Genomic DNA, 12,696 nt, shown 5'->3' with positions numbered 1-12,696 from the left:
CATTATGGATTATCAGGCCGTCACACTTACCATCCGCGATGCGGTTGCAACGCTGATGCTGAACCGGCCAACGGTGATGAATGCGCTGAACACGCAGATGCGCGCCGAAATCGCCCATGCCGTCAAAGCCGCCGAAAAAGACGCGCGTGTGCTGGTGATGACCGGTGCGGGCAAGGCGTTTTGTTCGGGGCAGGATCTGGGCGATGGCGGGTCTGCTGCGTCGATCGACCTCGAACGCACATTGCGCGACGAATATGTGCCGATGCTCAAGGCGATCTTTGACTGTCGTATCCCGACCATTGCTGCGGTCAACGGGGCTGCGGCGGGGGCAGGGGCCAATCTTGCGCTGGCCTGCGACGTGGTGATCGCCGCCGATTCTGCGTATTTCGTGCAGGCCTTTACCCGCATCGGCCTGATCCCCGATGCAGGCGGCACCTATTGGCTGCCACGGCAGGTGGGCGCGGCCAAGGCGATGGGGGCGGCCCTGTTCGCCGACAAGATCAGCGCGCAGCAGGCCAGCGACTGGGGCATGATCTATGAGGTCGTATCCGATGCCAGTTTCGCGGATCACATCGCTGCACGCGCGGCCCATCTGGCGCAGGGGCCGACCGTGGCCTATCGGCAGCTGAAAAAAGCGATTCGTGGCTCGTTTGAAAACACGCTCGACGATCAACTGGCGCTCGAGGCGCGGCTGCAAGGGCGCTGCGGGCAGACCCGTGATTTTCAGGAAGGCGTTGTGGCTTTCCTCGAAAAGCGCAAGCCGGTCTATGAAGGGCGCTGAACCACAACCCCGTGAAAATAAAAGGCCGCCCCGAGGGGCGGCCTTTTTCAATCAGCGGTTTTCGATATCGACGTAATCGCGGGCCGTTGACCCCAGATACAATTGCCGTGGCCGGCCGATTTTCAGCTGTGGATCGGCCAGCTGTTCTTTCCACTGCGAAATCCAACCCACAGTGCGCGCGAGCGCAAAAACCGGGGTGAACATCGAGGTCGGGAAACCCATCGCCTCTAATATGATGCCGGAATAGAAATCGACGTTGGGGAACAATTTCTTTTCCGCGAAATACGGATCGGCCAGCGCCTGACGTTCCAATTCCTTGGCAACCTGCAGGACGGGATTATTTTCCACGCCCAGCAAATCCAGCACTTCATCGGCGGATTGTTTCATCACCGTGGCGCGGGGGTCGAAGTTTTTGTAAACGCGGTGGCCGAAACCCATCAGGCGATATGGATCGTTCTTGTCCTTGGCGCGCGCGATGAATTCGGGGATGCGGTCTGGCGTCCCGATTTCCTTGAGCATTTCAAGACAAGCCTGGTTCGCCCCGCCATGTGCCGGACCCCACAGACAGGCGATACCCGCCGCGATACAGGCAAACGGATTGGCACCGGACGACGACGCCAGACGCACGGTCGAGGTCGAGGCGTTTTGTTCATGATCCGCATGCAGCGTGAAAATCCGGTCCATCGCGCGGGCAAGGATCGGGTTCACATGATAGGTTGCCGCAGGCACAGCGAAACACATGTGCAGGAAATTCGCCGCATAATCCAGATCGTTGCGCGGATAGACGAAAGGCTGGCCAATCGAATATTTATAGGCCATCGCGGCAATCGTCGGCATCTTGGCGATCAGGCGGATTGATGCCACCTCGCGCTGGTGCTCGTCGTTGATATCAGTGCTGTCGTGATAAAACGCCGACATCGCGCCGACCACACCGACCATCGTCGCCATCGGATGCGCATCGCGACGGAAGCCACGGAAAAAGTTGTGCATCTGTTCGTGAATCATTGTGTGGTTGGTCACCAGCGATTCAAACTTTTCCAGCTCGGCCGCCGACGGCAATTCACCATAAAGCAGCAGATAGCAGACTTCGAGGTAATGCGACTGGCTGGCCAGCTGGTCGATCGGATAGCCGCGATGCAGCAGCTCACCCTTGTCACCGTCGATAAAGGTGATCGTGCTGTCGCAGGCCGCGGTCGAGGTAAAGCCGGGGTCATAGGTGAACACATCGGCCTGGGCGTAAAGCTTGCGAATGTCCAGAACATCCGGGCCGGTGGTTGGGGAATAGACAGGCAGGTCATAGGTCTTGCCCTTGATCGTCAGTTTTGCGGTATCTGTCGTTTCAGCCATGGTGCTTTCCCTCATCTGCGGCGCATCAATCCACGCCCGCACGTCCTTGTTCAATTCTACCCGATAATCACCTTTTGTGACGATCTGGTTTACTTGCTGGCATCCGAAAGGCGGCCAATCGTCTCGGATTGCCCCAGAACCAGCATCATGTCGAAAACGCTGGGGGACACCGAACGCCCGGCCAACGCGGTGCGCAAAGGTCCCGCCAGTTTGCCAAGCTTGGTGTCATGCGCCTGGGCAATGGTCGCAACGATGCTTTCCAGAGTATCTCTGGTCCAGCTAGCATTTTGCAACTGCGGCGTCAATTCCGACAGTATACCACGGGATACATCGGTAAGTTGCGCGGCCGATTTCTCATCCGGGACAATCGGGCGGCTGGTCAAGATAAAATGTGCTTTTTCAACAAGTTCTGGAAAGGTTTTTGCACGTTCTTTCAGGCAATACATGCCGCGTAACAGCCCGTCTTTTTGCGCATCACCCAGCGGCGCGGCGCCGGTTGCCGCAAGGTAGCCCTGCAATTCATGCAGCAGCGCAGCATCGTCAGCGACAGCGATATGCTGACCGCACAGATGTTCAAGTTTGGCCGTGTCGAACCGTGCCGGTGATTTGCCAATCCCGTGCAGGTCGAACCAGTCGCGCGCCTGCGCATCGCTAAAGAATTCGGCATCGCCGTGCGACCAGCCTAGACGGGCCAGATAATTACGCATCCCCGCCGCAGGATACCCCAGCGCCTGATATTCCGCAGCGCCGGTCGCGCCATGGCGTTTGGACAATTTCTTGCCATCGGGACCATAGATCAGCGGGATATGCGCCAGCACCGGTTTCGGCCAGCCCATCGCGTCATAGATCAGGTTTTGCCGGAAAGCATTGGCCAGATGGTCATCGCCGCGGATCACATGGGTGACGCCCATGTCGTGATCATCCACCACGACCGCCAGCATATAGACAGGGCTGCCGTCCGAGCGCAGCAGGATCATGTCATCCAACTGGTCGTTGGACCATGTCACATCGCCTTGCACCTCGTCATGCAGGGTGGTTGTGCCTTCGCGCGCGGCCTTGATGCGGATGACGAAAGGCAGGTCAGGGTGGTCGGCTGCAGGCACGTCGCGCCACGGAGAGCGGAACAGCGTCGAGGTTTTCTGTTCGCGGGCCTGTTCGCGGAAAGCTTCGATTTCGTCTTGCGTGCTGAAACACTTATACGCCTTGCCGGCTGCCAGTAAGTCATGTGCGACCTGCGCATGGCGCGCGGCGCTGTCAAACTGGCTGACAGGATCGCCATCCCAATCCAGCCCCAGCCATGTCAGCCCGTCCAGAATCGCTTGCGCGTTTTCGGGGGTGGACCGTGCGCGGTCGGTATCCTCGATCCGCAGCAGAAACTTGCCACCGCGCCCGCGCGCGTAAAGCCAGTTGAAAAGGGCCGTGCGCGCGCCCCCAATGTGCAAAGCACCCGTGGGCGAAGGCGCGAAACGTGTGACGACAGGACGGGACATGATGGGCTTAACCTTTCGTTCACCAGCTTTGGACTAATCTGCCGGTGCCCCTTGGGGATAGCCAGCCAAAGGACGAAGAACAAGTGCGAGCCTTGGTCGAAGACGCGCTTTTGGCGCAGCGCGGGGGGCTGTTGTGCTGGGTACCGGTCTGGCTGGGGCTGGGGATCGGGTGGTATTTCGCGCAGCGGCAGGAACCGGGTGATGCGGGCCTTGCGATTGGGGGGGCTGTGGCCTTTGCCCTGCTGCTGGCGCTGCCACGCATTGGCGTTGCCTATCGCCCTGTCGTGCTGGCTATCATTATCGCGCTGATTGGGGCAGGCATCGCCAAATACCGCAGTGAAGCGGTTGGCGCACCTGTGCTGAATTTCCGCTATTACGGGACGATCGAAGGGCGGGTTGTCAATATCGACAGGTCCGCCAGCGACGCGCTGCGCCTGACGCTGGACCGCGTGGTGCTGGATCGGATCGCACCCCACCGCACACCCGCGCGTGTGCGCGTGTCGGTGCATGGTGACCAGCCGTTCAGCGATTATCGCCCCGGTACGGTGCTGATGATGACCGGCCATCTGTCGCCCCCGGCCGGCCCGGCGGAACCGGGCGGGTTTGATTTCCAGCGCCATGCGTGGTTTTTTGGGTTGGGGGCGGTCGGTTACACCCGCAATCCGGTGTTGCGGTTGGCCGCGCCTGCGGCCCCCGATGCCATGATGCGAATTTTCGCATTGCGCATGGCGATTTCGCGCGCCGTGCAAGAGGCGATGCTGGGCGAGGCGGGGGCCTTTGCCGCCGCTTTGATGACAGGTGACCGGTCGGGTATGGGGCAGGATGGTCTTGCTGCTTTGCGCGCGGCCAACCTTGCGCATTTGCTGGCAATCTCGGGGCTGCATATGGGGTTGCTGACGGGCTTTGTGTTTGCGGTTGTGCGCTATGGGCTGGCGCTGGTGCCGGCGGTGGCACTGCGGTTGCCCACCAAAAAGATCGCCGCGGTCATCGCCCTGATCGTGGGCGCATTCTATCTCGCCTTGTCGGGGGGCAATGTCGCGACCGAACGCGCTTTTGTCATGGTGGCGGTCATGCTGGTGGCGGTGCTGCTGGGACGGCGCGCGCTGACGCTGCGGGGGGTGGCCATCGCCGCGATCATCGTGCTTGTCTGGCAGCCAGAGGCCTTGACCGGCCCGGGGTTCCAGATGTCATTTGCGGCCACCATCGCCCTTGTCGCGGTGTTTCGCGCCTTGCGCGGGGCCAAGCTGCACCGGCTGCCGCGCTGGACGCGCCCGGTGATGTCGGTGTTTGTGTCATCGCTGGTGGCGGGGCTGGCGACCGCCCCTTATGCGGCGGCACATTTCAATATCATGTCGCATTACGGGCTGATCGCCAATCTGATCAGCGTCCCGTTGATGGGGATGCTGGTGATGCCTGCCGCAGTGCTGGCTGCCTGCCTGTGGCCTTTGGGGCTGGCCTGGATCGGGCTGGCGGTGATGGAACCGGGGCTGCGCTGGATCTTGTTTGTGGCACAGACAACCGCGGCCCAGCCCAATGCGGTCAGCCATGTGATCGCGCCGCCCGGCGCGGTGTTGCCCATACTGACGCTGGCGCTGCTGTGGTTGATCTTGTGGCAGGGGCGCGCGCGGTTTGCGGGGCTGGCCTTTGCCGCGCTGGCCTTTGTGATCTGGCAGCAGGGCACGCGGCCTGCGTTGCTGGTGGCCGACGATGGCGGCTTGATCGGGGTGCTGGGGCCAGAGGGGCGCAGCCTGTCAAAACCGACGGGGGGCAGTTTCAGCGCGGGGATCTGGCTCGAGAATGATGGCGCGCCGGTGGCCCAAGACATCGCCGCCGCCCGTGGCGGGGTGCAACGGGACGGCCGCGTGGTCACGGCCATGTTGGGCGAGTGGCGGATCGTGCAGGTGTCGGGCAAAACCGCGCTGGCCGCCTTGCAAGGCTGCGGCGGTGCGGATGTGTTGATCGTCAATCAGGTGGATGAGGTTGCGCGCCCCTGTCATGTCTATGACCTGACCGGTCTGCGCAGAACAGGCGCGTTGGCGATGGACCTGACCGCCACAGGCGACCTGCGCATCGAGACATCGCGCGCACGGGCAGGCAACAGGCCCTGGAACGGGCGCACCGGCCCGCCCGAAGCAGCCCTGTTGCTGTCGCGTCAATAGGTGCGGATCAACCCGACCAGACGGCCCTGTACCTTGACCTGATCATCGCGGAAAACGCGGGTTTCATAAGCAGGGTTCGCAGCCTCCAGCGCGATGGCGCTGCCGGTACGGCGGAACCGTTTCAACGTGGCTTCCTGCCCTTCGACCAAGGCCACGACGATATCGCCGTTATTGGCCACGGATGTTTCGCGGATCACCACGACATCGCCATCGTTGATGCCCGCCTCGATCATCGAATCGCCTTTGACCTCGAGCGCGTAATGTTCGCCCTTGCCCAGCATGGACTGCGGGACATGCACATGGTGCGAGACTTCGGAAATCGCCTCGATCGGGACACCGGCGGCGATGCGCCCCATGACCGGCAGCGACATTGACCCGCCTTCGACCGGCAGGGCGGCTGTGGGGATACTGGCGGGTTTGTCGCCTGCGATCACGCGCGGCTGGAACCCGCTGCCCATCATGCTGTCGGGCAGTTTGAGGATTTCCAGCGCCCGCGCGCGATGCGCCAGCCTGCGGATGAAACCGCGTTCTTCCAATGCCGTGATCAGCCGGTGGATGCCGGATTTTGACCGCAGGTCCAACGCCTCTTTCATTTCGTCAAAACTGGGCGGCACGCCGTCGCGCTGCACCCGTGTGTGGATGAAGGCCAGAAGGTCGAGCTGCTTTTTGGTTAACATGGCGAAATCCTTGGCTGGTTTTGCTTATGTTCTACCCCTGTTCCCCTTTTGTGTCAATCGCCTTGCGATCGACGCGCGCCGCGCGGGAGTATTTTTGGAAATAAGAAGCTGTCAGAGTGGCACGATTTGCACGCTTTCGCCGGCTTGGCGCGCGGGGTCATGGGGCGGGCGCAGGGCAAGGCAATTGGCCTGCGTCAGCACGCTGAGCAGGCTGCTGTCCTGGCGCTCAAAGATTGTCACACCGGCGGCGGTGGCATGCGCGCGCATGTAATGCGCACGTGGCCCGTTCGCGCTGATGTCATGGGCAAGCAGGGCTGTCTGCGTTGCGGCGGGATGCGCGCCAAGCCCCAGCATCTTGCGGATCACCGGCAGCACGAAGACATGACCGCAGACCATGGCCGAGACCGGATTGCCCGGAAGGCCGATCATGGCGGCGCTGCCAAGCCGGCCGGCCATCAGCGGTTTGCCGGGGCGCATCGCGATCTTGTAGAAGCTGCGCTGCATGCCAAGGCTTTGCGCTACCTGTCCGACCAGATCGTGATCTCCGACAGAGGCGCCGCCGATGGTGATGATCAGATCAGCGCCCTGCGCCAGGGCAAAGGTCTGTTCCAGCGATGCGATGCTGTCGCGCGCAATGGGCAGCAGCCGTGCTGTGGCGCCTGCGGCCGCGACCAATGCGGCCAGCCCATAGCTGTTGGAGGCGATGATCTGGTCGGGGCCGGGGCTGTCGCCCGGTTGCACCAATTCATCACCCGTGGCGATGATGGCGACCACGGGTTTGCGGGTGACAGGCACGCTTGCAATGTTCATGGCCGCCAGCAAGGCAATATCATTGGGCGACAGGTGGCGTGGCGCGGGCAGCGACGTGCCTTGCGCGAAATCGCCCCCCAGGGGGCGGATATTGCTGCCGCTGTCCTGCGCATCGGTGATGGTGATTTTTTCGCCGTCGCGGGTGACATTTTCCTGAATGATCACGCGACTTGCGCCCGCAGGGACAGGCGCGCCTGTGAAGATACGCAAAGCCTGACCCTGGGCCAATGTGCCGTGCCAGCCGTGACCGGCCGCAGCTTCGCCGATGACGGTCAGGCTGGCCCCTTGGCGGTGATCGGCCGCATGGATCGCATAGCCATCCATGGCAGAGGCCGCAAAGGGCGGCTGGTCGCGCCGCGCGGTCACATCGCGCGCCAGTACGCGCTGTGCGGCATCACGCAGCGGCACGTCTTGTGCTGGTAGCGGGGTGACCAGCGCAAAGAGGTCGTGCAGGGCCTCTGCAACGCTGATCATGGATTTTCGAACCGGCCTGATTTGCCGCCGTCCTTGAGCGTGACGCGCAAACCGCCGATGACCATGTCCTTTTGCACCGCCTTGACCATGTCATAGACGGTCAGCGCGGCAGTGCCGGCGGCGGTCAATGCCTCCATCTCGACGCCGGTCTGGCCGCTGGTCTTGACCGTGGCACTGATCCTGATGCCGGGCAGGGTGGCGTCGGGGGTCAGGTCGATGCTGACCTTGGTGATCGGCAAAGGATGGCACAGCGGGATCAGATCGGCGGTTTTCTTGGCCGCCATAATGCCTGCGATCCGCGCGATGCCCAGCACATCACCCTTTTTGGCGCGGCCTTGGGTGATCAGCGCCAGTGTTGCATCCGCCATCACGATATGGGCCTCGGCCACGGCGATCCGGTCGGTCACGGCCTTGTCGGAGACATCGACCATATGAGCCTGTCCTTCGGCGTCGAAATGCGTCAGCCCGGTCATCGCATCGTCCCCGTGGATGGATTGGCCAGCAGGCGGGCGGTGGCGGCGGCCACGTCATCCTGGCGCATCAGGCTTTCGCCGATCAAAAAGGCACGCGCGCCGTATCGGGCCATGTCGGCAAGGTCTTCGGGGGTGAACAGCCCACTTTCGCACACGATCTGCCGGTCCTCTGGCACCCGTTTGGACAGGATGCGCGTGGTGTCCAGCGTCACGTCAAAGGTTTTCAGATTGCGGTTGTTGATCCCGATCAGCGGCGATTTCAGCAGCACCGCGCGGTCGAGTTCGGCCTGATCATGGACTTCGATCAGCACATCCATCTGCCAGTCGATCGCGGCCTGTTCCAGTTCCTGCGCCTGCGCATCACTGACCGAGGCCATGATGATCAGGATGCAATCGGCCCCCAAGGCGCGGGATTCCGCGACCTGCCAGGGATCATAGAGAAAATCCTTGCGCAGCGCGGGCAATGCGCAGGCGTCGCGCGCTGCGACCAGATAGCTGTCGTCGCCCTGAAAGGACGGCGCATCGGTCAGCACCGACAGGCAGGTGGCCCCGCCTTGCGCATAAGCCTGCGCCAAGGCCGCAGGGTCGAAATCGGCGCGGATCAGGCCCTTGGAGGGGCTGGCCTTTTTGATCTCGGCGATCAGGCCGTATCCTTCGCGGCTGGCACCCGCCAATGCGGCGGCGAAACCGCGCACGGGGCTGGCGGCGCGCGCCAGTGCTTCGGCTTCGGCCAGGGGCAGGGCGATTTTGCGCGCTGCCACATCCGCCAGCTTGTAGTCTTTGATCTTGGCAAGAATGTCGGTCATGGGTCCGCCCAGTTGATTGGAATATCCCCCCGATCCATAAGCCATTGGTTGACCTTTGAAAATGGGCGCGACCCGAAAAACCCCCGATGCGCCGACAACGGCGAGGGATGGGCCGAGGTCAGGATCATGTGATGCGCGGGCAGGCGGGCCGCATATGCCTGCGCCTGCGCGCCCCAAAGGATAAAGGCGCGGGGGTGGTCATTCAGCCGCGCCAATACCTGATGAACCAATCTGGACCAACCGATTTTACCATGTGCGCCGGCCCGACCGGGCGCAACAGACAGGGCGGTATTGAGCAGCAAAACACCTTGATCCGCCCAGTCATGCAGGTTGGTTTTATTCCGGATTTGGCCTGTATCGCTCTGGATTTCTTTGAAGATATTGCCAAGGCTTGCCAGATTTCCGGTGAATGCGGGGTTGATAGAAAAGGCCAGCCCATCGGCCTTGTCCGGCGTGTGGTAGGGGTCTTGCCCGAGAATGACAACGCGGGTGGCGGCAGGCTGGCAACGTGTAAGGGCCGTGAATGTCAGCGCGGGGGGCGGCAGGATATCCGCACCAATCCGCCCCGCCAGTATCGGCAGATCGTCGCGGAAAAAGGGCAGATCTGCCCAATCCCCCAGACGCGACAGATCGAACATCAGGCGTTCGTGACACGCACCAGCGCGTCAAGGGCGGCTTTGGCCTTGCCGCTGTCGATACTGTCGCGGGCGATCTGTACACCATCGGGCAGGCTGGCGGCCTTGTCGGCCACGACCAAGGCGGCGGCGGCATTGAACAGCACCGCATCGCAATAGGCACCGGGTGCGCCATCCAGCAGCGCGCGCAGCGCCTGTGCGTTGTCCTGCGGCGACCCGCCAATGATGTCGCGGAAGGCATGTTCGGGCAGGCCCGCATCTTCGGGGTGGATCTGGCGGGAGGTGATCTTGCCACCGTCCAGCACGGCAACGGATGTCGGCCCGCAGATCGTGATTTCATCGGTGCCATCGCTGCCGTGGACCAGCCAGGCCTTTTCAGTGCCAAGCTGTTGCAGCGTTTCCGCCATCGGAAAGATCAGGTCGATGGCAAAGGCCCCCGTCAGCTGGCGTTTGACACCGGCGGGATTTGTCAATGGTCCCAATATGTTGAATATCGTCTTGCAGCCAAGTTCCAGCCTGACAGGCCCGACATGGCGCATGGCGGGGTGATGCAAGGGGGCCATCATGAAACCGATGCCCGCCTGCGCAATGGCGCGTTCGACCACCTCCGGCGTGACGTTGACATTGATCCCAAGCGCCGTTTGCACATCCGCTGTGCCAGATTTTGACGACAGGTTGCGATTGCCGTGTTTGGCCACCGGCACGCCCGCGCCTGCCACGACAAAAGCGGTGGCCGTGGAAATATTCAGCGTATGTTTGCCGTCACCACCCGTGCCGACGATGTCCATCGCACCGTCCGGTGCTGTGACAGGCACGCAATGGGCGCGCATCACGGCGGCGGCTGCGGCATATTCCGACACCGCCTCGCCGCGCGCGCGCAGCGCCATCAGCAAACCGCCGATCTGGGCAGGGGTCGCCTGACCTGCGAACAGATACCCGAACGCCTCTTCGGCTTGGGCGCGTGACAACGGCCCTTCGGATGCGGCATAGATTAGCGGTTTCATCGCCTCGGTCATGCTAGCACCTTGGCGATGTCCAGAAAGTTCTGCAGCAGGGCATGGCCATGTTCGGAGCGTATGCTTTCAGGGTGGAATTGCACGCCGTGGATCGGCAAGGTTTTGTGCTGAAGCCCCATGATCGTGCCATCCTCCAGATCGGCGGTGATTTTCAGACAATCGGGCAGGGTGGCGCGGTCCACCACCAGCGAATGATAGCGCGTCGCGGCAAAAGGGCTGGGCAGCCCAGCGAACAGGCCCTGACCCTGATGGCGCATCTGGCCCATCTTGCCATGCACGATGTCATGGCAGCGCACGACGTTGCCGCCAAACGCCTCGCCAATCGCCTGATGCCCAAGACAGACGCCCAGCAGCGGCATGCCGGTTTCGGCGGCGGCATGGACCAGCGGCAGGCAGATACCGGCCTGTGCGGGATCACAAGGACCGGGCGACAGCACGATGGCATCGGGCCGCATCGCCATAGCCTGTTGCACATCCAGCGCATCATTGCGGCGCACGACGACCTCTGCCCCAAGTTCGCCCAAATAATGCACCAGATTATAGGTAAAGCTGTCGTAATTATCGATCAAAAGCAGCATGGACAGGTCCCGTAAGCTGGAAATTTGGGGCTACCGTCTGCGGCCAAGCTGACGATATAAGCGCCGCCATACATGGGCCGACAGGGCCGGTCGCGTCAAGTCCGAAGGCGGCGGGCGCATTTGCAATAAGGATGTGAGGTACATGCGGGCATTTCTGGCGGGGGGTGGCTGGGCGGTTTTGGTCGGCGGTGGTTTGCTTGGACTGGTGTCCGTGTCGGTGGGGCCGGAAACGCCCGTGGTGAGCCAACCGCCCGCAGCGACCGCGCAGCCGGCGGCGGTGCCAGCGGCCCCGGCGACAGCACCCGTTCTGGATACGCCGGTGATAACAACGCCCCAGGTTGTGCTGCCCGATACGGCACCAGCCGTGCCAGAAATTGTGCCAGAACCTGCGCCAGAAATTGTGCCAGAAATTGTGCCAGAACCTGCGCCAGAACCTTTGCCGGCAATTGTGCCAGAAACTGTGCCAGAATTGGCCCCGCAAACCGCCGCCGATGCGCCGCCCTTGGCCGCTGCGATCGAGGCGGCTGCGCCCCCGCCTGCCGCCATGACCCCGCCTGCGCCCGAACAAGACTTGCCTGTGGCAACATTACCCGCGCCTGTGCCACCGGCTTTGCAAGATACCCCAGCCGAGCCGCTGCCCGCGCCTCAGGTCCGGCCCCAGACCAGCCCATCGGCATCGCTGCCACAATCTACGGCGGATGTGCGCGTCAACCGACCCCGCACGGCCCCCGCTGCCGGACCCGAAGAACCGGCGCTTGACGGCGATCTCGCCTCGCCGCTTTTGCGCTATGCCGCCGATTTTGATTATGCCGCTGACCTGCCGATGATCGCGGTGGTCCTGATGGACAATGCCCTGATCCTCGATGCGCCCGATGTCCTGAGCGGGCTGCCCTTCGTGCCGACAATCGTGCTGAACGCCGCCGCCGCCGATGTGACAGCGCGGATGCGCGCCTATCGCGCCGCCGGGATCGAGGTGCTGTTGCAGGCCGATTTGCCGCAAGGTGCGCTGCCGTCCGACGTCGAAACGACCTATGTCGGGGCGTTCGGTCTGGTCCCCGAGGCGATTGCCATCTTTTCCGATGGCACCGGCCCAGAGGCACAGGACCGGATGCTGGCCGATCAGGCGTTGCGGTTGATCGGTGATGAAGGGCGCGGTTTTGTCACCCTGCCGCGCGGTATGGGTGGGGCTTTGCGCAATATCACGGCAGATGGCGTGCCTGTGGCGCAGATCACGCGCGACATAGACGGTGCGGGCGAAACCCGTGACGCGATTGAACGCAGCCTGCAGCAAGCGGCGCTGCGCGCGCGGCAATCGGGGCATGTTGTCCTGCTGGGGCGCACAACACCCGAAACCTTGGCCGCGATCCGCAACTGGGCCGAGCGCAGCGATCCGTCGCAGATTTCCTTGGCGCCGGTGTCGGCGATCCTATTGGAACAGCTCGCGCAATAG

The 12,696-nt window shown here is 62.6% G+C and carries 12 protein-coding genes; 3 read left to right on the top strand and 9 right to left on the bottom strand.

Translation table 11 applies throughout. The features are described 5' to 3' along the window. The first annotated feature begins 4 nt into the window (after positions 1 to 4). Positions 5 to 781 carry an enoyl-CoA hydratase-related protein gene (locus tag ACPF9B_RS07245; RefSeq protein ID WP_424180294.1) on the top strand — a complete coding sequence of 259 codons (777 nt, stop codon included), beginning with the start codon at positions 5 to 7 and terminating at the stop codon, positions 779 to 781. Between the two features lie 51 nt (positions 782 to 832). On the opposite strand, the gene ACPF9B_RS07240 is transcribed toward ACPF9B_RS07245, so the two are convergent. Together ACPF9B_RS07240 and gltX are read right to left on the bottom strand one after the other, a co-directional pair. Continuing rightward, positions 833 to 2,128, bottom strand: coding sequence for a citrate synthase (locus ACPF9B_RS07240; RefSeq protein ID WP_424180292.1), 1,296 nt, complete (start codon positions 2,126 to 2,128; stop codon positions 833 to 835). 89 nt (positions 2,129 to 2,217) lie between these two features. Then, entirely contained in the window at positions 2,218 to 3,618 is a 1,401-nt protein-coding gene (gene gltX, locus ACPF9B_RS07235; RefSeq protein ID WP_007204557.1) for a glutamate--tRNA ligase, read from the bottom strand. Between the two features lie 92 nt (positions 3,619 to 3,710). On the opposite strand from gltX, the gene ACPF9B_RS07230 reads away from it, so the two are divergent. Continuing rightward, entirely contained in the window at positions 3,711 to 5,777 is a 2,067-nt protein-coding gene (locus ACPF9B_RS07230; RefSeq protein ID WP_424180378.1) for a ComEC/Rec2 family competence protein, read from the top strand. On the opposite strand, the gene lexA is transcribed toward ACPF9B_RS07230, so the two are convergent. The 7 genes from lexA to ACPF9B_RS07195 form a co-directional block, all read right to left on the bottom strand. Then, entirely contained in the window at positions 5,771 to 6,454 is a 684-nt protein-coding gene (gene lexA / locus ACPF9B_RS07225) for a transcriptional repressor LexA (RefSeq protein ID WP_007204559.1), read from the bottom strand. The two genes, ACPF9B_RS07230 and lexA, sit on opposite strands and share 7 nt — an antisense overlap. A gap of 111 nt (positions 6,455 to 6,565) precedes the next feature. Further along, positions 6,566 to 7,738: a gephyrin-like molybdotransferase Glp gene (gene glp, locus ACPF9B_RS07220; protein ID WP_424180289.1), complete on the bottom strand. Its 1,173-nt coding sequence runs from the start codon at positions 7,736 to 7,738 to the stop codon at positions 6,566 to 6,568. Next, a complete protein-coding gene (moaC, locus tag ACPF9B_RS07215) occupies positions 7,735 to 8,211 on the bottom strand; it encodes a cyclic pyranopterin monophosphate synthase MoaC (RefSeq protein WP_424180287.1) in 477 nt (158 codons plus the stop codon). Before moaC ends, glp begins: the two co-directional genes overlap by 4 nt. Next, on the bottom strand, positions 8,208 to 9,017 hold the full coding sequence (trpC, locus tag ACPF9B_RS07210; RefSeq protein WP_424180285.1) for an indole-3-glycerol phosphate synthase TrpC: 810 nt from the start codon (positions 9,015 to 9,017) through the stop codon (positions 8,208 to 8,210). Before trpC ends, moaC begins: the two co-directional genes overlap by 4 nt. Continuing rightward, positions 9,014 to 9,655: a uracil-DNA glycosylase gene (locus ACPF9B_RS07205; RefSeq protein WP_424180283.1), complete on the bottom strand. Its 642-nt coding sequence runs from the start codon at positions 9,653 to 9,655 to the stop codon at positions 9,014 to 9,016. Before ACPF9B_RS07205 ends, trpC begins: the two co-directional genes overlap by 4 nt. After that, positions 9,655 to 10,668: an anthranilate phosphoribosyltransferase gene (gene trpD / locus ACPF9B_RS07200; protein ID WP_424180281.1), complete on the bottom strand. Its 1,014-nt coding sequence runs from the start codon at positions 10,666 to 10,668 to the stop codon at positions 9,655 to 9,657. The genes ACPF9B_RS07205 and trpD overlap by 1 nt, the downstream gene beginning before the upstream one ends. Further along, positions 10,665 to 11,246: an anthranilate synthase component II gene (locus ACPF9B_RS07195; protein ID WP_424180279.1), complete on the bottom strand. Its 582-nt coding sequence runs from the start codon at positions 11,244 to 11,246 to the stop codon at positions 10,665 to 10,667. Before ACPF9B_RS07195 ends, trpD begins: the two co-directional genes overlap by 4 nt. Positions 11,247 to 11,388: 142 nt before the next feature. Here ACPF9B_RS07195 and ACPF9B_RS07190 point away from each other — a divergent pair, with 142 nt between their 5' ends. After that, complete coding sequence (locus tag ACPF9B_RS07190; RefSeq protein ID WP_424180277.1) at positions 11,389 to 12,696, top strand: divergent polysaccharide deacetylase family protein; 1,308 nt, start codon at positions 11,389 to 11,391, stop codon at positions 12,694 to 12,696.

The organism is Yoonia sp. TsM2_T14_4, assembly GCF_049602355.1.
Classification (GTDB): Bacteria; Pseudomonadota; Alphaproteobacteria; order Rhodobacterales; family Rhodobacteraceae; genus Yoonia; species Yoonia vestfoldensis_A.
The sequence above is the reverse complement of the archived record's forward strand: the minus strand, read 5'-3'. Positions and strand labels throughout refer to the sequence as shown.